Below are 21,669 nucleotides of genomic sequence, written 5' to 3'. Positions count from 1 at the left end.
GTCAACTATCGAACACGATCACGCTGCGCAGCGTCTTGCCGGCCTTCATGTTGGCGAAGCCCTCGTTGATCTCCGACAATTTCAGCTTGGCCGAGATCCAGTCCTCCAGATGCAGCCGGCCGCGCAGATAGAAATCGACCAGCCGCGGCATGTCGACGCGGAAATGGTTGGAGCCCATCGAGGAGCCCTGGATCCTGCGCTCGCGCAGGAAATCGAAGCCGTGCAGCTCGATCTTCTGGCCGAACGGGATCATGCCGACGATGGTGGCGGTGCCGCCGGCGGCGAGCATGCCGAACGCCTGCTCCGCGGTCTCCTTGCGGCCGAGGACCTCGAAGGCGTGATGCACGCCGCCATTGGTGAGGTCGCGGACCTGCTTCACGACGTCGCCGTCGGCAGGATTGATGATGTCGGTGGCGCCCAGCTTGGTCGCGAGCTGGAGCTTTGCCGGATTGGTGTCGATGGCGATGATGCGTCCGGCACCCGCGATCTGCGCGCCGTTGATCGCCGCCATGCCGACCCCTCCGCAGCCGATCACCGCCACGGTCTCGCCGGCCGTCACTTTCGCCGTGTTCACCACCGCGCCGTAGCCGGTGATGACGCCGCAGCCGATCAGCGCGGCGAGATCGAGCGGCATGTCCTTGCGGATCTTCACGATCGCGTTCTCGTGCACCAGCATCTGCTCGGCAAAGGACGAAAGATTGAGAAACTGGTGCAGCTTCTCGGGCTTCGACCACTGCATGCGGTTGGAGACGCCCGGCAGCATCTTCACCGTCGCATCGGTGCAGAGCACGGTGCGGCCGGTGGTGCAATTGTCACAGGTGCCGCAGAATACCGAGAGACAAGTGACGACGTGATCGCCCGGCTTCACGTAAGTCACGTCGGAGCCGACCTGCTCGACCACGCCGGCAGACTCATGCCCGAGCACCGCCGGCAGCGGATGCGGATAGAGTCCTTCCATGAAGTGCAGGTCGGAGTGGCAGAGGCCGGCCACAGCGGTGCGGACCAGGACCTCGCGCGGGCCGGGCTTCGGCAGGCTGACATCCTCAATGACCAGCGGCTGGTTGACTTCATAGAGGACAGCGGCCTTCATCGGTGTTTCCCTCGTTGTTTTTGTTTCGTTGCTTGCAGGAACTTCACCTCTCGAATGGGAGAGATGAAGGGAGAGCCTACGCTGCCAGAACCAGTTCGCCAACCTCGCTCATGCCGGCATCGCGATCGCCGAGCAGCAATGCGGCGATCTTCGCCTGCGCGGCATTTTCCGTCAGCCGGAACGGACCGCTCGGCGAGACGCGGTGGTCGATCACGAGGCGCGACAACAGCAGGCGGCGCGCGTCGCCGCGCATCTCGTGGATGCGATGTGCTTCCCAGGCGAGTGCGACCGCGCTGCCGACATGATAGAGCAGGCTCGTTGCGCGGCGCGCATCGGCTTCGTTCTCTGACTTGCCCGCGACCTCGCGCGCGAAGCCCACTGCACGATCGACAAGGCCGCGCAGATTGTCGCGCCAGGCTTGCGGCACCGCGGCGCTGTCGTCGAGCCGGGCATGCAGATCGGCTGATAGCGCGGATTCCGCGCCGTGGCGGCCGACTGCGCGCCGGAGCGCATCGATCGCGACGATGTTGCCGGTGCCTTCCCAGACCGAGCCGAGATGCGCATCGCGCAACAGCCGGGCAGTGGCGAACTCCTCAATGTAGCCGATGCCGCCGCGCATCTCGAGCGCATCGCCGCAGACTTTTCGCGCATCGCGCGTGGCTCGGAATTTCAGTGTCGGGGTCAGGATGCGCAGCAGCGCTGCGGCAGACTGGCTGCCGGCTTCCGCGCGGTCGAGCGCGTCGGCGGTGAGAAAGCTCATCGACAGCGCCTGCTCGACCGGCAGCATGATCTTCAGCATCTGGCGGCGGCCGAGCGGCAGGTCGATGATGCGCTGGCCAAACACGACGCGATTCTTCGCCACGGTCATGGCATCATGATAGGCCCGGCGCATCAGCGCGGTGGATTTGACGCCATTGGAGAGCCGCGAGGAATTCACCATCTCGGCCATCTGCACGAAGCCGCGGTCGAGCTTGCCGACCGCATAGGCGATCGCGCCTTCGAGCTTGATCTCGCCCGAAGCCATAGAGCGCGTGCCGAGCTTGTCCTTGAGGCGCACGATCCGGTAGTGGTTCTGCGAGCCGTCGTCGAGGAAGCGCGGCATCAGGAACAGGCCGACGCCGCGCGTGCCCGGACCTGCGCCTTCGGGGCGCGCCAGCAGCATCACCACTTTCGCATCGGCATTCGAGCAGAACCATTTCTCGCCATAGAGGCGCCAATGATCGCCCTCCTGCACGGCGCGGGTGGTCAGCGTGCCGACGTCGGAGCCGCCTTCCTTCTCGGTCATGAACTGGCCGCCTTGCGTCAGCTTGCTCATGTCGGTCGAGGTCAGGCCATCAAGATATTTCGCCTTCAGTGCCTCGCTGCCGAAATTCGCCAGCAGTTTCGCGCAGCCGTCAGTGACGTTGATCGGGCAGCCCATGCCAAACTCGGTCTGGTTGAACAGAAAGGTGAAGGCGTGCTTGGCAACGACGGGATATTTGTCCGGCCAGCCCATGATGCCCTTGCGGATCGAGAGCGCGTGGATGCCGAACTGGCCGAACGCGGCGTTCTCCAGCTCGCGATAGGCCGGATGATATTCAATCGACTGCACGTCGCGGCCGAACTTGTCGCGCTGATGCAGCACCGGCGTGTGCCGGTCGGCTAGCCGCGCGCACTCGTCGAGCCGGCCACCGGCGAGCTCGCCGAGGCGATCGAGATGCGGCTCGATGTGGCGGAACAGATTGTCCGGCAGATGGATGCGAAGCAGGTCCGTGAGCGCCGGATCGGCGCGATAGAAATTCATGCCGGTGGTGTCGGGTGCCAGCAGGCCGGATGGCTCGGCCGAGGCATTTCTTGGCTGCGCTGTGACCGGCTTGACCATGATCGTCCTCTTCGTTTCCATCCCGCGGACATTTTGGCTGTTTTGGCGCTTGCCGCTTTGGATGATGTCGATCATGCTCCAGCCAGGAAGCGCGATAAAGCCGCAAATTGTCAGGGAGGCATGATCGCCGTGATGGAGCAATTCGCTCTGCGGAATTGTGATCAGCGGGCCGTCGGTTCTTGGCTGGTTGTCCGCGCGACCCATGCATAGATCAGCGGCTCCCCGTCCTGAGAGATCACGCCATGGAACACCCGAACTACAAGATCGCGCTTATCGTCGGTGCCGGCGAAGGCCTGAGCGCCTCTCTGGCCCGGCTGCTGTCCGCCCAGGGCATCCGCGTCGCACTTGCCGCGCGAAAAATCGAGAAGCTCGGCGCGCTCTGCAGCGAGACCGGCGCGAAGGCCTACGCCTGCAACGCCACCGAGCCGGAGGAGGTCGAGCGGCTGTTCGGCCTGGTCGAGCGCGAGATCGGCACGCCCGATCTCGTCGTCTACAATGCCAGCGGCCGCACCCGCGGGCCGTTCGTCGACCTGATCCCGGCCGACGTCGCGCAGGCCATCGCGGTCAGCGCCTATGGCGGCTTCCTGGTGGCGCAGCAGGCGGCCAAGCGCATGCTGCCGAACCAGCACGGCGCGATCCTGTTCACCGGCGCTTCCGCCAGCGTCAAGGGCTACGCCCAGTCCGCCTCGTTCGCGATGGGCAAGTTCGCGCTGCGCGGGCTGGCGCAAAGCCTGGCGCGCGAACTCTCGCCGCAAGGCATCCATGTCGCGCATTTCGTGATCGACGGCGGCATCCGCAGCGCGGCGCGCACCGAGCCTGCCGACAAGCCGGATTCAATGCTCGATCCCGATGCCATCGCGGCGAGCTATTGGAATGTATTGCAGCAGCCGCGCAGCGCCTGGAGCTGGGAGCTGGAGCTGCGGCCCTGGGTGGAGAAGTTTTGAGACAATAACTTAATCGCAACTGTCATTGCGAGCGAAGCGAAGCAATCCAGAAATGTCTCCGCGGAAGCAGACTGGATTGCTTCGCCTCGCTCCCAATGACGAAGGGAGTGAGGCGACATGACCACCGAAACCACCATCGACACCGGCACCAGCGAGCTTCTCTGCGTCATCCGCGACCGCGTCGCGATCATCACGCTGAACCGGCCGGAGGCGCGTAATTCGCTGTCGGACGCGCTGACGCCGGCGCTGCGCACCATGATCCGGACCTGCGCCGAGGATCCGCAGGTGGGCGCGCTGCTGCTCACCGGCGCGGGCGAAGCCTTTTGCGCCGGCGGCAACGTCAAGGGCATGGGCGCGCATCGCGACTCCAAAAAGCTGGAGATGTCGCTGGACGACCGCATCGCCGACCTGCAGGAGCGGCAGCGGCTGCTCACCGGCGCGCTGGTGTCGGTGCGCAAGCCGACCATCGCCGCCCTGCCCGGCCCCGCGGTCGGCGCCGGACTTGCCATCGCCATGGCCTGCGACATCCGCATCGCCGCGCAATCGGCCTTCGTCGCCACCGGCTACGCCCGCATCGCACTCTCCGGCGACTACGGCATCGCCTGGCTGCTCACCCGCCTCGTCGGCACCGCGCGGGCGCGCGAATTGATGTTCACCGGCGAGCGCGTCGATGCCGCGCGCTGCGAAGCGATCGGCCTCGTCAACCGTGTCGTGCCCGACGACAAATTGCAGAATGAGGCGTTCACGCTGGCAAGATCACTCGCCGAAGGCCCGCGCCTCGCGCTACGCTACATGAAGGACAATCTCGACGAGGCCCTGCTGTTCGACTTCGAAACCGCCCGCGACCATGAGGCCGAACGGCTGGTCCGGCTGACAACGACCGCCGATCACAAGGAGGCGGTGCAGGCGTTCATCGAGAAGCGGAAAGCGGTGTTCACGGGGAAGTAGCTGTCATTCCGGGGCGATGCGGAGCATCGAACCCGGAATCCATGGGGCCGCAGGACACCCGGTGAAATGGATTCCGGGTTCGCGCTATGCGCGCCCCGGAATGACGCTGGAGAGAGACTGCAGGCAAAAAAATACCCGGCTCTGGATGACCAGGCCGGGCTTGCAGTGGTGTCAGGCCGAGGCTGAGGGACTGTCGGCCTGACGGGAAAGGGCGGCGATGCGCCAGCTCGCGCAGGGAATCTCCTTCGGTGCGACGCTGATTTCCTTGTCGAAGCGCACCAGCTTCCAGTCATCAGGATGATTGACGAAGGCGAAGCCGGATTTGCGCGCGAGCGAAACCATCGCCTCGTTGGAGCGCAGCGTATCGCCGAACATGTGCTCAGCGCCAAGCGCGGCTGCGCGGCATTCGAGGTTCTTCATCAGCGCGGTGGCGATGCCGTGGCCCTGCCAGCGGTCATCGACCGAAAGGCCGAATTCGAGCGTCGCAGTTTCCGCATGCAAGGCATAGCGTGCCTCGGCGACGATGGCCTCGTAGCCGTCGACCATCATGGTCGCGACGACGGTGAAACACTCGCGCTCACCGACCTCGAGGAAGTCGTGCAGCAGGCCCTTCGGCAATTCGCTGATCGCGCCGAAGAAGCGGTTGTAGCGGGAGCGGGTCGAGAGCGAGCGGAAATAATGCTGCAGCTCATCGGTGTCGCGTGGCTCGACGAAGCGAACGTTCAGCGCGGTACCGTCCGGGGTGCGCAACGTGTCCGAATATTGCTTCAGGTCTTCGAGGCGGAGAGTGCTCATGAGACGAGCCCTTCACGAAAAGGGACCGCCGGCGCCCCTATGATCAGGCGGCGCCGGCCTGGCGGCCAATCAGGCCCGCCAGAAGGGTTTGTGGGCCTCGTCGGCGATGTCGGACCAGGACAGCCCGACGTCATGGAGGTCGCGGGCAGTCCAGTGGGTCAGCTCGCGCCGGGTCCGGTAGCGCTCGTGCCAGACGTGGAGCGTCTCGCCGATCTGATGGATCAGGCCGTTTGCATGATGATTTGTCATCGAATTGTCGGTCAACGTAGACATTTTCAGCTCCTGGAGCTAAGTTGACCGCGAATATCTGCTTCTAAGTCCGCTACGACAAACGACAATTTGTACCCTTTCGCATGAAATAACGTCATGCATCCTGCTGCCAGATGACTGCCAGATTGCCCTCGCTGAACGGATTGCGGGCGTTCGAGGCCGCCGCGCGCCATCTCAGCTTCACGCTGGCCGCCAGCGAGTTGAACGTGACCCAGACCGCGATCAGCCATCAGATCCGCCGGCTCGAAGAGGAGCTCGGCATCCGCCTGTTCATCCGGCAAAATCGCGCGCTGGCGCTGACGCCGGAGGCGCGTGACTATCTGCCGGGCGTGCGCGCCGCCTTCAACGATCTGCGCCTTGCCACCGATCGTCTCCTGCGCAAGGACGACGACAAGGTGCTGACGGTGTCGACGCTGGCCTCGCTCGCGGCAAAATGGCTGCTGCCGCGGCTGGCCGATTTTCAGGAGCAGCATCCCGGCATCGACGTCCGCATCACCACCTCGACCAGCCTCGTCGACTTCCAGCGCGATGACGTCGATGCCGCGATCCGCTACGGCCGCGGCCAGTGGCCGGGCCTGCGCGCCGACTGGCTGATGGCCGACGAGCTGTTTCCGGTGTGCAGCCCCTCGCTGCTGCGCGGCGAGAAGCCGCTGCGCCGGCCCGAGGATCTGCGCAACCATCCGCTGCTGCACACCTCCAACGCCAACAGCGACGACTGGCGGCTATGGCTGACGGCGGCAGGCCTGCCGGCCAATATCGCGCAGCACCCCGGCATCACCTTCGACATGATCTTCATGACCATCCAGGCCGCGATCGACGGCATCGGCGTGGCGATGGGGCGGACCTCCTACGTGCAGGACGACATCGCCAAGGGCCGGCTGGTGGTGCCGTTCAAGATCGCGCTGCCGGCCGATGCCGGCTTCTACCTGGTCGCACCGGACGGCCGCCGCGAGACGCCGAAGCTGACCGCGTTCCGCCAATGGCTGGTTGCTGCAACGCAAAATAAGGCCTGAAAATCAGCAGCTTCGTGGCGAAACGGATTGACTCGGTCCGCCCCGCGCAGGAAGGGGTAGGGCAGATTGCCGCAGACCAATCTGTCGCCCAGCCGTGACATGAGTTCCGGTCCGGCCACGCCTTTCCACGGGGAGCAACGTCATGGCTGGACCAGCCGCCTCAACCAATCCGCCCGAGATCAAGTCGCGCATCGGCGCGATCCTGCGCGCCACCAGCGGCAATTTCCTCGAGCAGTTCGATTTCTTCCTGTTCGGCTTCTACGCCGCCGCGATCGGCAAGGCGTTCTTCCCCTCGACCAACGAGACGGCCTCGCTGCTCAACACGTTTGGCGTGTTCTGGCTCGGCGCCTTGATGCGCCCCGTCGGCGCGATCGTGCTCGGCGCGTATATCGACCGCATCGGCCGGCGCCAGGGCCTGATCGTCACGCTCGGCATCATGGCGTTCGGCACCGTCGTCATCGCGTTCTGCCCGACCTATGCGACCATCGGCATCGCGGCGCCCGTCATCGTGCTGATCGGCCGCCTGCTCCAGGGCTTCTCCGCCGGCGTCGAACTCGGCGGCGTGTCGGTGTATCTCGCTGAGATCTCCACGCCCGGCAATCGCGGCTTCTACACCTCGTTCCAGTCGTCGAGCCAGCAGGTCGCGATCTTCGTGGCGTCGATCCTCGGCTATCTCCTGTCCGAGGTGATGCCGGCCGACACCGTCGCGTCCTGGGGCTGGCGCATTCCGTTCTTCGTCGGCTGCCTGATCATTCCCTTGATCTTCTTCCTGCGGCGCACGCTGGAGGAAACGCCGGCCTTCCTCGCCATGAAGAAGCACCCGACGGCCAGCGAAGTGTTCGCCTCCGCGCTCGCCAACTGGCGCATCGTCATTCTCGGCATGATGATCGCGGTCCTGACCACGACAACGTTCTACTTCGTCACCGTCTACACACCGACCTTCGGCAAGACGGTGCTGAAGCTGTCGACGCAGGACGCGCTGCTGGTGACGCTGCTGGTGGCAGTCACCAACTTCATCTGGAATCCAGTCGGCGGCGCGCTGTCCGACCGCATCGGCCGCAAGCCGGTGCTGATCGGGATCGCCAGCCTCTCGCTCCTCACCGCCTATCCGGCGCTGTCCTGGCTGGTGTCCGCGCCGACCTTCGGCAAGCTGCTCGCCGTCGAGATGATGTTCTCGTTCTATTTCGGAATGTACAGCGGCACCATGCTCGGCGCCCTCGTGGAGATCGTGCCCGCGCATGTGCGCACCACCTGCTTCTCGCTCGCCTTCGCGCTCGCCGCCGCGCTGTTCGGCACCTTCACGCCGTTCGCCTCGACCTGGCTGATCGACACCACCGGCAACAAGGCCGCGCCCGGCGCCTGGCTGATGTTCGCGGCGCTGCTCGGCATCATCGCGGCCTCGATCGTGTATCGCGGCGGTGGTAAGGCGGTGCCGACATACGATACGACGGCGGAGCCGGTTGCGGGGCATTGACGGGCTGTCGTCACCTCTCCCCGATTGCGGGCCGCTTGCGGGGAGAGGTCGGATCGCTCTTGCGATCCGGGTGAGGGGGTACAGGTCTCTCGACGACCGCTCGTGTTCAGAGAGGCCCCTCACCGCAAATCCTCTCAGGGCGAGCGTAGCTCGTCCCGACCCCGTAAGAACGGGCGCGCACCACCGGCGCGGCTACAGCTCCACCACCACGTAATCGCTCTCGACCTTCACAGGAATCGTCTCCGCCACATACGGGCCCTTCATCACGCTTGCGCCGGGCTCGACATGGGCCGGATAGGCCTTCACGCGGAAGCGGCGGGGATCGCAGTAGGATTGCCCCGTGCGGATATCGAACTCCCAGCCATGCCAGGGGCAACGGATGATCTCGCCGAGCTTGGTGTACTCGATCTCGCCGGGATTGCTCGACTGCGCAAGGCCGATCAGCGGCCCCTCGCACAATGCCGCACCCTGATGCGGGCAGCGGTTCATCAGGCCGAAATATTCGCCCCTGATGTTGAAGACCGCGATCGGCCGGCCGTCGATCTCCAGGAATTTTCGCGTGCCGGGCGGAAGCTCATCGACCGCGGCAATGACGTGTCTTGCCATCAGGAAATGCCGTACAGCTTCTTCGCATTGCCGAGATAGAACGCCTCGCGGTTGGCTTCGCTGACGCCCGCCGGCAGCACGCGCGAGGGCTCGTCGTAGTCCCAATGCGGATAGTCGGTCGCGAACAGCAACCTGTCCCAGCCGATCCATTTGATGACGTCGAAGAGATCCTCGCGGCTTTCAGGATCCTCCATCGGCTGCGTCGTCCACCACACCTGCTCGCGGATATATTCCGACGGCGGCCGCTTCACGTGCGGCACCTCGCTGCGCAGCCGCTGCCAGGCCTTGTCCAGCCGCCATGCCAATGACGGCGCCCAGCCGAAGCCAGCCTCGATCATCACCATTTTCAGCTTCGGGAAGCGCTCGAACACACCCTCCAGCACGAGGCTCGCCAGCGCCGATTGCTGGCACTGCGAGTGGCCGACCATCTCCTCGATGTAGTAACTCGGCCAGCCCGACGGCGTGATCGGGTTGCCGCCGAAACCGAAGGCGTGGACGCCGACGGGAAGACCGGCCTCTTCCGCGGCCTGATAGATCGGCCAGTAGCGGCGCTGGCCGAGCGGCTCGACATTGCGGCTGAGCAAGAGCACCTGCACAAAATTCTTGTCGCCGGCGCGCTCGCGGATTTCGGCGGCGGCCGACAGCCCGTCCTCATTGCCCACGACGATCGACGCTTTCAGCCGCTTGTCCTTGCTGGTCCATTTGTCGATCTGCCAGTCATTGATCGCCGAGCACAGCGCGGCCGAGAGCTCGTGATTGCGGATGCCCTGCCCGGTGTTGAGCGGATTGAGCACGCCGAGCTGCACATTGTTGGGATCAAGCAATTGCTTCTGCATGAAGGCGAGCGAGGAGCCCTGCGGGCCGCCTTCGGGCGGATAGGCATCGCGGCGCGAGGCGTTGGGCTGCGCCTTCGGGTAGGGCGGGCCCTCCATCATGCCCTGATAGGCATGAACGCCGTAGATCTCGAGATGATGCTGCCAGCGCTTGGCGAGATAGGGATAGAGCTCGGTGCGGGTGGCGCGTGCCGGGTGGATGTCGCAGTCCGCGATCGCGGTTTTGACGGTCAGTGGGGAAGCGGCTTCTTGGTTCTCGCGGAACTGGATATTCATCGCCTTGCCTCCTTTGGCAGCGGGCTCACGTCAGGCGGGGATAGGTCGCATACGGATTGTCGATCATGATCTTGCGCACGAGATCGGGGGACAGACCTTCGGGCAGCGCGTCCTGGTCGTCGAACTGCCAGTGCGGATAGTCCGTGGAGAATAAGACCAATTCGTCCGACTGCATATGCTCAAACAGGCGAATTAATGTCTCGGGTTCCGGCGGCGCATCAAATGGCTGTAACGAAAAGCGGATGTTGCTGCGCACAAGTTCCAGCGGTGCGCGATCGACCCACGGGGTCTCCATCCGCACCCCGCGCCAGAACTTGTGCAGCCGCCAGAGATAGGGCGCGATCCAGGAGACGCCGGATTCCAGCAACACCATTTTCAGCCGCGGATATTTGGCGAACACGCCTTCGACGATCAGGCTGGTGAGCTGCGCCTGGAACGCCTGGGCCTGACCGACATAATCCTCGATGTGATAAGAGCCCCATCCCACCGCAGTCGGCGGATTGTGATAGGCTGAACCGGCGTGGATGCCGATCGGCAGGCCAAGCCGTTCCGCGGCTTCATAGATCGGCCACAGCGCGCGCTTGCCGAGCGGCGTGTCGCCCATCACCAGCATCAGCACCTGCACGAAGCGCCTGTCCTGCGCGTAGCGCTCGATCTCGGCGACGGCCTTCTCGATGCTTTGCGTGGGAATCACGATCGAACCACGCAGCCGTGAATCGCGATCGAGCCATTCCTTCACGAGCCAGTCGTTCAGCGCGCGGCAGAACGCGGCCTGCATGTCCTCGGAGAACACCATCTGCACGCCATAGAGCGGATTGCAGATGGCATGCTTGAGCCGGAAGGAATCGAGCACATGGCGCTGCATGGCCTCGAGGCTCTCGCCCGGCTTGCCGCTCTCGGGGCGCCAGTCGGGTCGCGCCGTGATCGGCGAATTCTTCGGATAGGATTGCGATACGAGGTCGACCATGCCGCGCGTCGTCACCTGATCGCGCCAGTAGTCGTCGAGGTACGGCAGCAGGCTGGTCAGATGCGGCACGGCCGGATGCACGTCGCAATCGATGCCGCCGGCGATCAGGGACGCCATGACGTCTCCCTTCTCACGTTTCCTCGCATGTCTCGTTTTGTACCTGCCATTCAAGCAGGCCTGTCCGTCGCCCGCAACTCGGCCAAGCCTGCTGTCATATGCTAGGAAGGCTGAGCTCGGTTGCGAAGGAACAAGGGGTCTTGGGATGAAAGAGCTCATCGGCATTGCGGAACAGGTCGCGGCGAAACTGATCGCGCGCAAACAGACCATTGCGGTGGCGGAATCGTCCGGCGGCGGACTGATCTCGGCCAGCCTGCTCGCGGTGCCCGGCGCGTCCGCCTATTACCTCGGCGGCGCCGTGGTCTACACCCGCGATGCCAGGCGCGTGCTGATGGATATTTCGGATGAAGGAATGAAGGGCTTTCGTTCCTCATCTGAGCCTTACGCAAAGCTGCTCGCCGAGCAGATGCGCAGCCGCTTTGGCAGCGACTGGGGCCTGTCCGAGACCGGCGCCGCCGGCCCCACCGGCAACCGCGACGGCGACGCCGCCGGCCACAGCTGCATGGCGGTCGCGGGGCCTGCGTCAGGGGTGATGACGCTGGAGACCGGCAGCAATGACCGGTTTGCGAACATGCAGGCGTTTGCAGCGATGGCGTTGAAGTTGTTGCTGAGGAAGCTTGAGGGGTGAACTGCCGTGGTCTTCACAGTGGGTCGAGATGGTCTTGCAACAATACTGCTGTCATCGACCGGCTTGACCGGGCGATCCAGTATTCCAGAGGCCGGCGTTGAAGAGCTCGCTCTCGCCACACCGGCCGCGGCGTACCGGATGCCCCGGTCAAGCCGGGGCATGACGGCGGAGGGTGGGACGACGGAAGATGGCACGACAGTTACCGCCCTAGATGCCGCATGAAAATCCGCACCACATAGCCCTGCACCCTCGGCGCCTCGTCGTAGAGGTCCGACGCGATCCGCTCGATGGTCTCGCGCAGGGACAGGAACTGGGCCTGCCGCGCGCTGCTTTCGGTGCCCTGCATGCCCGCGAGCTCGTCCATGGCGGCGTCGCTGATCTGGCAGTCGACGACATCGCCATCGTTCAGCATGGTGAAACGGAAGGCCAGCCGTTCGAGGTCATGGCCGATGATCTTGTCGCGCGTCAGCGGCATTGAAATAGATCCGGTCGGCCCCCGCGCCTACAATGCTGAAAATTCCCCGCCATGTCAGCAGCAAAGCGACGGGACGCCGTCCTATTGGAACGCGACTTCGGCAAAACTGCGGAGCTTTCGCGAATGCAGGCGCTCCGATTCCTGCTGCTTGAGCCGCTCCAGCGCCTTCAGGCCGATTTCGAGATGCTGGCCGACGCGACGGCGATAGAACTCGCTGGCCATGCCCGCGAGCTTGATCTCGCCGTGCAGCGGCTTGTCGGAGACGCACAGCAGCGTGCCGTAGGGAACGCGGAAGCGGTAACCGTTGGCGGCGATCGCGGCCGATTCCATGTCGAGCGCCACCGCGCGGGACTGCGACATGCGGCGGATTACCTCGGGCCCCGAGATCTCCCAGTTGCGGTTGTCGACGCTCGCGACGGTCCCCGTACGCATCAGGCGCTTGAGCTCGAAACCTTCGAGGCCCGTGACGTCCTCGACGGCTTCCTCGAGGGCGACCTGCATCTCGGCAAGCGCCGGGATCGGCACCCAGAGCGGCAGCTCGCGGTCGAGCACATGGTCCTCGCGCACATAGCCGTGCGCAAGCACGTAGTCGCCGAGCCGCTGCGTGTTGCGCAGGCCCGCGCAATGGCCGAGCATCAGCCAGGCGTGCGGGCGCAGCACCGCAACATGGTCGGTGACATTGCGCGCATTGGACGGGCCGGTGCCGATGTTGATCAGCGTGATGCCGCGATAATCGGGTTCGACCAGGTGATAGGCCGGCATCTGCGGCGTGCGCACGGGAGCTGTCCCCGTCGTCGTCACGCCACCGGCGTGCGTGATGACGTTGCCGGGCGCGACGAAGGCCTCGAGGCCGGCTTCGCAGCCTGAAGCCGCTGCTGGCAGAGCTGCGCGAAGGCGTCGATATAGAACTGGTAGTTGGTGAAGATCACGAAGTTCTGGAAATGCTCGGGATCGGTGCCGGTGTAGTGGTAGAGCCGGCGTAGCGAGTAGTCGACGCGGGCGGCGCGAAACAGCGACAGCGGCTCGGGCGCGCCCGGCTGCAGCTCGAAGGTGCCGTTGGCGATGGCATCGTCCATGGTGGCGAGGTCAGGCACGTCGAACGCATCGCGCAGCGAGCGCGTGACGGACGAGTTCTCGCTGGTGGTGATGGCGGCCTCGATGTTGATGTCGCGGCGATAGGCGAAATGGATCGGGATCGGCTCGGCCGATTCGCCGATCTCCACGGGCACGCCATGGTTCTGGATCAACAAACCGATCTGCTCGGTCAGATAGGCGCGGAACAGGTCCGGCCGCGTGACGCTGGTCTCGTGCACACCGGGCCCGGCGACGAAGCCGTAGGACAGCCGCGAATCCAGCCGCGCATGCGTCGCGGTGGTGAGGCGGACGAAGGGATAGTAGGCCCGCACCCGCGTGGTGACGGCTTCGCCGCCGACATAAGCCTCGAACCGGTCGCGCAGGAATTTTGTGTTACGCTCGTAGATCTCTTCGAGCCGGGCGACGGCCGCCGACGCATCGGAGAAGGATTTGGTAGCGATGGAGGGTGGGGATTGCATTGTTCGACCGCCGGGTTGCTGCTTGCAATCGCAGTATAGCAAACTGACAACCAAGTCGTCATTGCGAGCGCGGCGAAGCAATGACGAGGCAAGACGACGCGCTTCCGCGCGTCACTTCTCCCGGAAGGCCCGCATCAGCTGGTCGTGCAGCGGCTTCATCAGGTAGGACAGCATGGTGCGGTCGCCGGTCTGGACGAAGGCTTCCACGGGCATGCCGGGGATGATCTTGACGTCGCCGAGACGGGCGATCTCTTCCGGCGGCATCGAGACGCGGATGGTGTAGTAGCTCTGGCCGGTGCGCTGCTCGGTGGTGACGTCGGGCGAGACTCGGCTGACCACGCCGTTGAGCTCGGGTGTGGTGCGCTGGTTGAAGGCCGACAGGCGCAGCAGCGTCTTCTGGCCGATCTGGAGCTTGTCGATGTCGACCGGATTGACCTTGGCCTCGACCTGGAGGTCGTCGGCCTGCGGCACGATCAGCATCAGAGTGTCACCGGCGGTGACGACGCCGCCTAGGGTGTGCACGGTCGATTGCAGCACCATGCCGTCCTGGGGCGCGCGGATGTCGACGCGGCGAAGCTGGTCCTCGGCGGCCACCTTGCGCTCGATCAGCTCGCCGATCTTGTCGTTGGTCTCGCGCAGATCCTTGGAGACCTCGCTGACCATGTCCTTGTCGACCTGGATGATCTGGAGCTCGGTCTCGGTGATCTTGCCCTTGGCCTGCGCACGCGAGGCGATGTACTGCGCGCGCTCGCCGTTGAGACGGGCACTGTCGCGCTCGAGCTGGGTCAGTCGCGAGATCTGCACCAGACGCTTGTCGTAGAGATCGCGTACGCCGGTGAGCTCGTTCTGGACCAGCGCGATCTCCTTGTCCTTGGCCGTCTCCTGCGCGGACAGGCCCTCGATCTCCTCGTTGAGCTGCAGGACGCGCTCGCGGAGCTGCGCCTTCTGGCCGGCGCGGCCGTTGACGCGGACGTCGAACAGCTTGCTCTCGGCGGAGAGCAGCGCCTTGACGTCGGGATCGCTGCTGCGATCGAGCAGGGATTGCGGAAACTCGATCTTGTCGAGACCGCGCTGCTCGGCCTGAAGCCGCGCCGTGCGCGCCAGCGCGGCGTCGAGATTCTTGACGACAATGGCGAGATTCGCCCTGGTGACGGTGTCGTCGAGCCGCACCAGGATGTCGCCGGCCTTGACCACGTCGCCGTCGCGGGCGCGCAGCTCGCCGACCACGCCGCCGGTCGGATGCTGCACCTTCTTGACGTTGGATTCGACCACGATCTGGCCCGGCGCGATCAACGCGCCCGAGATCAGCACCGTCGACGCCCAGCCACCTAGGCCGACGACGAGGACCAGCACGATGCCAAGACCGAGCATCAGGTGAAACCTGATGGAATCACGCACGGTCTTCTTGGCGGCGGGCTTCGCGCCGCCGATCGCCATCGTGCTCATGATTTGGCCACTCCGCCTTCACTGACGACCTTGATCGGGGCCGGCGGCGTCACCCGCGGCTGCAGCACCTGGGCGAGCACCTGCTCCTTCGGGCCGAAGGCCTGCATGCGGCCATCGCGCAGCACCAGGATCTGATCGACCGCCTCGACGCCGATGGGGCGATGCGCCACCACGATGACGATGGCGCCGCGCTCGCGCGCCGAGCGGATGGCGCGGGTCAGCGCCTCGTCGCCCTCGGTATCGAGATTGGAGTTGGGCTCGTCGAGCACGATCAGGAACGGGCTGCCGTAGAGCGCGCGGGCCAGCGCGACTCGCTGCGCCTGGCCAGCGGACAGCGCCGTGCCCTGTTCGCCGACCTGCGTGTTGTAGCCCTCGCGCATCTTGATGATCATCTCGTGCACGCCGGCCTCCTTGGCGGCGGCGATGATGCCGTCGGAGGTGGCCTCGGGATCGAACCGGCTGATGTTCTGCGCGATGGTGCCTCCGAACAGTTCGACGTCCTGCGGCAGATAGCCGATGTGGCGGCCGAGCACGTCGCTCGACCATTGATCGAGCGCCGCGCCGTCGAGCCGCACCTTGCCGCGCACCGGCTGCCAGACGCCGACGAGCGCGCGGATCAGCGAGGATTTGCCGGAGCCGCTCGGCCCGATCACGCCGAGACCGTTGCCGGCGGCGAGCGCGAAGCTGACGTCCTGCACGATGAGGCGCTGGTCGCCCGGCGGCACCATGGTGACGCCCTCGACCGTGAGGCGGCTGGTCGGCGGCTGCAACTGGGTCGGCATCGTCTGCGCCGGCATCTGCTCCAGAAGGCGCGTGAGCCGTTGCCAGCTCTGGCGGGCCGCGACGAACGACTTCCAGTGCGCGATGGCGAGATCGACCGGCGCCAGCGCGCGGGCGGAGAGGATCGAGCCGGCGATGATGATGCCCGCGGTCGCCTCCTGGTGAATGACGAGATAAGCGCCGACGGCGAGCACCGCCGATTGCAGCATCATGCGCAGCACTTTCGCGACCGCCCCTAGGCCGCCGGCGACGTCGCTCGCACGCTGATTGCCGGCGAGATATTTTTCGTTGGCCTCGCTCCAGCGCTGGTTCATCCGCCCGCTCATGCCCATCGCCACCATCACCTCGGCGTTGCGGCGGCTGGACTGGGCGAGATCGTTGCGCTGCGCGGCAAGGCCCATCGCCTCTTTGGCCGGCTGGCGGGACAAGAATTCGGTGACCAGTGTCAGGCCCACCAGGATGATGGCGCCGACCAGGGCGGTCACCCCGATCATGACGTGGAAGGCGAAGCAGATGGCGAGGTAGAGCGGCAGCCAGGGCAGGTCGAAGAACGCGCTCGGGCCCATGCCGCCGAGGAAGGAGCGGACATTGTCGAGGTCGCGCAGCGGCTGCAGGCCCTCGTTCCGGCTCCCGACCAGCAGCGGCAGGCGCACGATGGTGTCGAACACGCGCTTGTTGAGGGCATCATCGAGCGAGGTTCCGATCCGCCCCAGGATCCGGTTGCGGATCATGTCGAGCACGCCCTGCGCCACGTAGAGGAAGCTGGCGAGGATGATGAGGCCGACCAGGGTTGGAACGCTGCGGCTCGGCAGCACCCGGTCGTAGACCTCCAGCATGAAGATCGACCCGGTCAGATAGAGCAGGTTGATCACGCAGCTCATCAGGCCGACGCCGACGAACGCCGTGCGACAGGCGCGCAGCGCGTCAGCAAGCTCTGAACGGCGAACGCCGAGTACGGCTGCCATCAGTCTGATCTCTTTCGGGTATGGGGCAAGCCCCCTGATTTCAAAGGCAATTTCAGGAGTAATTGACCTGGATTAACATCGCGTTCTCGCCCCCTCCGTCAGCGCGGTTGAATTCAAATTCAAACCCCTGGGTGCCACATCTACTACCCCTGATGGCCCCGCGCGCAAGCCCGGAATCTCACAGGCTTGCGGCTTTTTCTTGCGGACCTGACGCCTTTACCAAGACGGGGAGGCGCCAGGTCGGTTGTGGCTAGAGCCGCCCGCCACCCCGAACCAGGCGGACAACCAGCAGCAGGATGATGGCGCCGATCGCGGAATAGATGATCTCGGAGACCAGCCCGACGCCAAGATGGATACCGAGCTTCGGGAACAGGAAGGTGGCGACGAACGCGCCGGCGATGCCGATCACGATGTCGCCGATGATGCCGAACCCGCTCCCGCGGACCACCTTGCCCGCAAGCCAGCCGGCGACCAGGCCGACGAACAGGATGACGATGAGGCTTTGGCCAGAAATGTACATAAGTTGAAGTCCCTCTCCGTGAACGGGCGGATGGAACCGGAACCGGGATGAATGGGGTCTGAATGGGTTCCGCGAACGACGCGCCAACAGCAGGGATCAACCCGGTCTAAACCATCAGGACTCGGCCCGGTTTGTGACACACGGAGACTGTCTCGATCAGTCCGCGCGGCAGGATCGCAGAGGGTCAGACCATTTCCTTGGCGACCCCTCTCCCCCGCCCTTCCCACAAGGCGGGAGGGAGGCAGTTTTGCGCGGGGATGCACTTGAGCTGGAGAACGAACTACGTCGCCGCCACCGGCTCCGCCAGCACGCACCTGGCTGCCCGGCCGGGGCCGACCTCGACATTTGCCGGCAACTGCTCGAGGCAGCGCGGCTGCGCCACGGCGCAGCGCGGGGCGAAGGAGCAGTTGTGGGGTTTCTCGGCCAGCGAGGGCGGGGTGCCGGGGATGGTCTCGAGCCGCGCGCCGCGCTTGGCGCCGTGGATTGTCGAGGCAAGCAGGCCCTTGGCGTAGGGGTGCACGGGGGTGCGGACGATGTCCCGCAGGCTCCCCTGCTCCACGATCTGGCCGGCATACATCACCGCGACGCGGTCGCAGATCTCGATCGCGACACCGATGTCGTGCGTGACGAAGATCACGGACATGCCGAACTCGCGCTGCAGCTCGCGCAGCAGCAGGAGGATCTGGATCTGCACGGTGGCATCGAGCGCCGTGGTCGGCTCGTCCGCCAGCAGGATTTTTGGCCGGCAGGCGAGCGCGAGCGCGATCATCGCGCGCTGGCGCATGCCGCCGGACATCTCGTGCGGATAGGCATCTAACCTGCGCCTCGCCGAGGGAATGCGCACGACGTCGAGCATCTCCAGCGCACGTGCCCTGCCCTCCTCATAAGACTTGCCTTCGTGGCGTACCACGCTTTCGGCGATCTGCGCACCGATGGTGTAGACGGGGTCAAGCGCTAGCGCGGGCTCCTGGAAGATCATCGAGACGGTCTGGCCGCGGAAGCACGACAGCTGTTCGTCGTTCATGGCGAGCACGTCCTGTCCCATGACGTTGACCGTGCCCGAAATCTGCGTGCGCTTCTTCGGCAACAGCCGCATCAGGGCACGCAGGGTCACGCTCTTGCCCGAACCGGATTCGCCGAGCAGGCCCAGCACCTCGCCATCACCAAGCGAGAGATTGAGATCGTTCACGGCATAGACCGTGCGCTCGCCGGTGAAGCGGATGTTGAGGCCTGAGATCTCGACGAGCTTGGTCATGACGGCAGCTTGGGTATCCGGTCGTGATAGTCGGTGGCGCGTTGGAAGGCCGCACCGATGGTGAGCAGGGTCGCTTCGTCGAAGGAGCGGCCGATCAGCTGCATGCCGACCGGCAGGCTGCTCTTGGTGAAGCCGGATGGCACAGTGAGCGACGGCAGACCGAGAAAATTCACCGGACGGGTGAACAGCGTCAGCCGCTGCAACAGCGCCGGCGCGTTCGGTCCGCCACCGACATCGCTCTCCTCGATCGACGGCGCCGGCACTGGGGATGCCGGTGCGATCACCGCGTCGACGCCCGCGGTCGCCGCATTGTGCGCGGCAAGCGCCGGGCCGCGCCAGCGCATCGCCTCGAGGTAAGTGATGGCAGGCACCGTGAGACCGTTCTGCAGCCGCATCAGGACCTGCGCGCCGTAATCCTGAGGGCGCTCGATCATCCAGCGCTTGTGGAAGGCGGCGGCTTCCGCGGCGAGCACGAGCTGGCTGGCCGAGGACAATTGCCGCTGGTCGGGCAGCTCGACCTTGACGATATCGGCGCCCTCGCGCTTGAGCACCGCGATGGTCTCGTCCAGCACGCGCGCGACCTCGCTGTCGAGATCGTCGACATAGAACGACGCAGGCACGCCGATCGTGAGACCTTTGAGCGAACCCTTCGTGGCGGCGACATAGTCCGACAGCGGCGCGTGGCTGCAGGTCGGATCCTCGGGATCGGGACCGGCCATCAGCGCCAGCAGCAGCGCGCAGTCCTCCGCAGTGCGCGCCAGCGGGCCGACGGTGTCGAGCGATTGCGACAGCGGCATTGCGCCGGCGCGGCTGACGCGGCTCCAGGTTGTCTTCAGACCAGTGACGCCGCAGAAATGCGCGGGCATGCGGATCGAGCCGCCGGTGTCCGAGCCGAGCGCCGCATAGGTCAGGCGCGCGGCAACCGCCGAGCCGGACCCGGACGACGAGCCGCCGGTGATGTGCGCGACGTTCCAGGGATTGCGCACCGGGCCGTAATGGGCGTTGTGCCCGGTCGGGCCGTAAGCGAATTCGGCAAGATGCAGCGTGCCGAGGCGGACCTGGCCGGCGTCTTTCAGCCGCTGCAAGGCCGTGGACGACACGGTCGGGACGAAATCGCGGCGGATCAGCGAGCCGCAGGTCGCGACGTGGCCGGCGTCGTAATACATGTCCTTGTGCGCGAGCGGCACGCCGTGCAGCGGACCGCGGACATTGCCCTTGGCGAGCTCGGCGTCGGTGGCTTCGGCCGCCTTCAGCGCGGCCTCCGCCTCGATCGACATGAAGGCGTTGAGATGGGGCTGCCATTGCGCGATGCGGTGCAGCAGCGCACGCGTCACCTCATGCGAGGACAGCTGCTTCATCGCGATCGCACGCGCGACCTCGGTGAGCGTCATCAGGGCAGGGTCGGCGTTCATTTCGACACCTTCTGCGACTGCGCCACCACGTAGGACGCGGGCTCGAGGTCGAAGGGCAAGGTCCCGGCGATCGCGGCAAAGCCCTCGAAGGCGGGGCCGATGGCGCCCGATATGCGCGTTGCGGTCTCATCGTCGACGGGAATGCCCGCGACTTGCGCGATCGGCTTGATCTCTTTTGGTGTCGGTCTTGTCATGCTGTTTCCCCTCCGGGCGCGCGGCTATGGCCTGAACCCGGGATCGCCATGTAGCACGCGGCCTCGTGGCCCATTGTATCGACCGCCGTGAGCTTTGGTGCTGCATTTGCGCAGAGCGGCTCCGCAAACGCACAGCGGGTGTGGAAGCGGCAGCCCGGGGGCGGGTCGATCGGATTGGGCGGATCGCCCGTGATCGGCGGCTTCTCAGTGCGCTTGTCAGGATCGGACGACGGCATCGCGGCCAGCAGTGCACGCGTATAGGGATGCGCGGGGCTGTCCCATACGTGGTCGACCGGGCCGAGCTCGACGACCTCGCCGAGATACATCACCAGCACGCGGTCGGAGATGTAGCGCACCACGTTGAGGTCGTGGCTGATGAAGAGATAGGTCAGGCCGAACTCGCGCTTGAGATCGGCGAGCAGATTGAGCACCTGCGCCTCGACGGACTTGTCCAGCGCGGAGACGGCTTCATCCAGGATCACCAGCCGCGGCGACAGCGCCAGCGCACGGGCGATATTGACGCGCTGGCGCTGGCCGCCGGAAATCTCGTGCGGATAGCGGTTGGCGAAGTTTTCCGGACGCAGGCCGACCTTGCCGAGCAGTTCGCGCGCCAGCGCCCTGGCCGTGCCATCCGCCATGCCGTGAACTTTCGGGCCGAAGGCGATGGATTCCTCGATTGTGAGGCGCGGATTGAGCGAGGCGTAGGAGTCCTGGAACACCATCTGCATGCCGCGGCGCAGCTCGCGCAGCGACAAGGATTGGCCGACGGTCATGCCGTCATAGATGATGTCGCCGTCATCGCGCGGCATCAGATGCATCAGGAGCCGCGCGGTGGTGGATTTGCCGCAGCCAGACTCGCCGACGATGCCGACCGTCTCGCCCTTGGCGACGGAGAAGGAGACATTGTCGACGGCACGCACGGTGCGCTTGGCGGCGAACAGCCCGCCGCGCACCGGGAAATGCTTGGTCAGGCCGTTGACCTGGAGCAGCGGCTGCGCGAGGCCGCCGCGGTCCTCGACCTGCTCCAGCATTTCGACAGATGTGTTGGTTTCGCTCATGGCCGCGCTCCTTCACCTCTCCCCATCGGGGAGAGGTCGGCGCGCAGCGCCGGGTGAGGGGGCGCCGCAAACTCGGTCGAGCGTAACCCCTCACCCGGATTGCATCTTACGATGCAACATAGCCGAAGCTTCGCTTCGGCGTTCTTAAGAACGGCCGCCAAAGGCGGCCTATGCCTCTCCCTACGGGAG

General features: G+C 65.4%; 20 protein-coding genes and 1 pseudogene. 5 read left to right on the top strand and 16 right to left on the bottom strand.

Annotated features, from left to right (window positions below):
• Position 1: 1 nt before the first annotated feature.
• Complete coding sequence (locus ACNJYB_RS04280; RefSeq protein WP_439372851.1) at positions 2-1,090, bottom strand: Zn-dependent alcohol dehydrogenase; 1,089 nt, start codon at positions 1,088-1,090, stop codon at positions 2-4.
• Between the two features lie 76 nt (positions 1,091-1,166).
• Entirely contained in the window at positions 1,167-2,951 is a 1,785-nt protein-coding gene (locus ACNJYB_RS04275) for an acyl-CoA dehydrogenase family protein (RefSeq protein ID WP_439372850.1), read from the bottom strand.
• Positions 2,952-3,193: 242 nt separating this feature from the next.
• Here ACNJYB_RS04275 and ACNJYB_RS04270 point away from each other — a divergent pair, with 242 nt between their 5' ends.
• Positions 3,194-3,895, top strand: coding sequence for an SDR family NAD(P)-dependent oxidoreductase (locus tag ACNJYB_RS04270; protein ID WP_439372849.1), 702 nt, complete (start codon positions 3,194-3,196; stop codon positions 3,893-3,895).
• A 117-nt stretch (positions 3,896-4,012) separates the two neighbouring features.
• Complete coding sequence (locus tag ACNJYB_RS04265) at positions 4,013-4,843, top strand: enoyl-CoA hydratase (RefSeq protein WP_439372848.1); 831 nt, start codon at positions 4,013-4,015, stop codon at positions 4,841-4,843.
• Positions 4,844-5,014: 171 nt separating this feature from the next.
• Here the strand turns inward: ACNJYB_RS04265 and ACNJYB_RS04260 are convergent, their stop codons facing one another.
• A complete protein-coding gene (locus ACNJYB_RS04260; RefSeq protein WP_439372847.1) occupies positions 5,015-5,638 on the bottom strand; it encodes a GNAT family N-acetyltransferase in 624 nt (207 codons plus the stop codon).
• Positions 5,639-5,707: 69 nt separating this feature from the next.
• The gene (locus ACNJYB_RS04255; protein WP_439372846.1) at positions 5,708-5,911 is read right to left on the bottom strand and encodes a DUF1127 domain-containing protein; all 204 of its coding nucleotides are present in this window, start codon (positions 5,909-5,911) and stop codon (positions 5,708-5,710) included.
• Positions 5,912-6,021: 110 nt separating this feature from the next.
• On the opposite strand from ACNJYB_RS04255, the gene ACNJYB_RS04250 reads away from it, so the two are divergent.
• Together ACNJYB_RS04250 and ACNJYB_RS04245 are read left to right on the top strand one after the other, a co-directional pair.
• The gene (locus tag ACNJYB_RS04250) at positions 6,022-6,921 is read left to right on the top strand and encodes a transcriptional regulator GcvA (RefSeq protein ID WP_439372845.1); all 900 of its coding nucleotides are present in this window, start codon (positions 6,022-6,024) and stop codon (positions 6,919-6,921) included.
• 142 nt (positions 6,922-7,063) lie between these two features.
• Positions 7,064-8,395: an MFS transporter gene (locus tag ACNJYB_RS04245; protein ID WP_439372844.1), complete on the top strand. Its 1,332-nt coding sequence runs from the start codon at positions 7,064-7,066 to the stop codon at positions 8,393-8,395.
• Between the two features lie 192 nt (positions 8,396-8,587).
• Here ACNJYB_RS04245 and ACNJYB_RS04240 read toward each other — a convergent pair whose 3' ends face one another.
• From ACNJYB_RS04240 to ACNJYB_RS04230, 3 genes are read right to left on the bottom strand one after another with little or no spacing between them, the layout of a single operon-like run.
• Entirely contained in the window at positions 8,588-9,001 is a 414-nt protein-coding gene (locus ACNJYB_RS04240) for a Rieske (2Fe-2S) protein (protein WP_439372843.1), read from the bottom strand.
• Positions 9,001-10,110 (bottom strand): amidohydrolase family protein, encoded by a 1,110-nt coding sequence (locus tag ACNJYB_RS04235; protein ID WP_439372842.1) that lies wholly within the window; start codon positions 10,108-10,110, stop codon positions 9,001-9,003. Before ACNJYB_RS04235 ends, ACNJYB_RS04240 begins: the two co-directional genes overlap by 1 nt.
• A gap of 25 nt (positions 10,111-10,135) precedes the next feature.
• Positions 10,136-11,194, bottom strand: coding sequence for an amidohydrolase family protein (locus tag ACNJYB_RS04230; RefSeq protein ID WP_439372841.1), 1,059 nt, complete (start codon positions 11,192-11,194; stop codon positions 10,136-10,138).
• Between the two features lie 145 nt (positions 11,195-11,339).
• On the opposite strand from ACNJYB_RS04230, the gene ACNJYB_RS04225 reads away from it, so the two are divergent.
• A complete protein-coding gene (locus ACNJYB_RS04225) occupies positions 11,340-11,822 on the top strand; it encodes a CinA family protein (protein ID WP_439372840.1) in 483 nt (160 codons plus the stop codon).
• A 199-nt stretch (positions 11,823-12,021) separates the two neighbouring features.
• Here the strand turns inward: ACNJYB_RS04225 and ACNJYB_RS04220 are convergent, their stop codons facing one another.
• The 9 genes and pseudogenes from ACNJYB_RS04220 to ACNJYB_RS04180 form a co-directional block, all read right to left on the bottom strand.
• Complete coding sequence (locus ACNJYB_RS04220; RefSeq protein WP_439372839.1) at positions 12,022-12,297, bottom strand: DUF1488 family protein; 276 nt, start codon at positions 12,295-12,297, stop codon at positions 12,022-12,024.
• A gap of 81 nt (positions 12,298-12,378) precedes the next feature.
• Positions 12,379-13,850, bottom strand: a pseudogene (locus ACNJYB_RS04215) (AMP nucleosidase).
• Between the two features lie 111 nt (positions 13,851-13,961).
• A complete protein-coding gene (locus tag ACNJYB_RS04210; RefSeq protein ID WP_439372838.1) occupies positions 13,962-15,296 on the bottom strand; it encodes an HlyD family type I secretion periplasmic adaptor subunit in 1,335 nt (444 codons plus the stop codon).
• The gene (locus ACNJYB_RS04205) at positions 15,293-17,041 is read right to left on the bottom strand and encodes a type I secretion system permease/ATPase (protein WP_439372837.1); all 1,749 of its coding nucleotides are present in this window, start codon (positions 17,039-17,041) and stop codon (positions 15,293-15,295) included. The genes ACNJYB_RS04210 and ACNJYB_RS04205 overlap by 4 nt, the downstream gene beginning before the upstream one ends.
• A 250-nt stretch (positions 17,042-17,291) precedes the next feature.
• Positions 17,292-17,561, bottom strand: a complete 270-nt coding sequence (locus tag ACNJYB_RS04200; protein ID WP_354110521.1) for a GlsB/YeaQ/YmgE family stress response membrane protein — start codon at positions 17,559-17,561, stop codon at positions 17,292-17,294.
• A 280-nt stretch (positions 17,562-17,841) separates the two neighbouring features.
• Positions 17,842-18,816, bottom strand: coding sequence for an ABC transporter ATP-binding protein (locus ACNJYB_RS04195; RefSeq protein ID WP_439372836.1), 975 nt, complete (start codon positions 18,814-18,816; stop codon positions 17,842-17,844).
• Positions 18,813-20,228 (bottom strand): amidase, encoded by a 1,416-nt coding sequence (locus tag ACNJYB_RS04190; protein ID WP_439372835.1) that lies wholly within the window; start codon positions 20,226-20,228, stop codon positions 18,813-18,815. Before ACNJYB_RS04190 ends, ACNJYB_RS04195 begins: the two co-directional genes overlap by 4 nt.
• Entirely contained in the window at positions 20,225-20,422 is a 198-nt protein-coding gene (locus ACNJYB_RS04185) for a hypothetical protein (protein WP_439372834.1), read from the bottom strand. Before ACNJYB_RS04185 ends, ACNJYB_RS04190 begins: the two co-directional genes overlap by 4 nt.
• Complete coding sequence (locus ACNJYB_RS04180) at positions 20,419-21,480, bottom strand: ABC transporter ATP-binding protein (protein WP_439372833.1); 1,062 nt, start codon at positions 21,478-21,480, stop codon at positions 20,419-20,421. Before ACNJYB_RS04180 ends, ACNJYB_RS04185 begins: the two co-directional genes overlap by 4 nt.
• Positions 21,481-21,669 lie beyond the last annotated feature (189 nt).

It is taken from the genome of Bradyrhizobium sp. SMVTL-02 (genome assembly GCF_051853005.1).
Taxonomy (GTDB): domain Bacteria; phylum Pseudomonadota; class Alphaproteobacteria; order Rhizobiales; family Xanthobacteraceae; genus Bradyrhizobium.
This window is presented reverse-complemented; position numbering and strand designations above follow the sequence as displayed.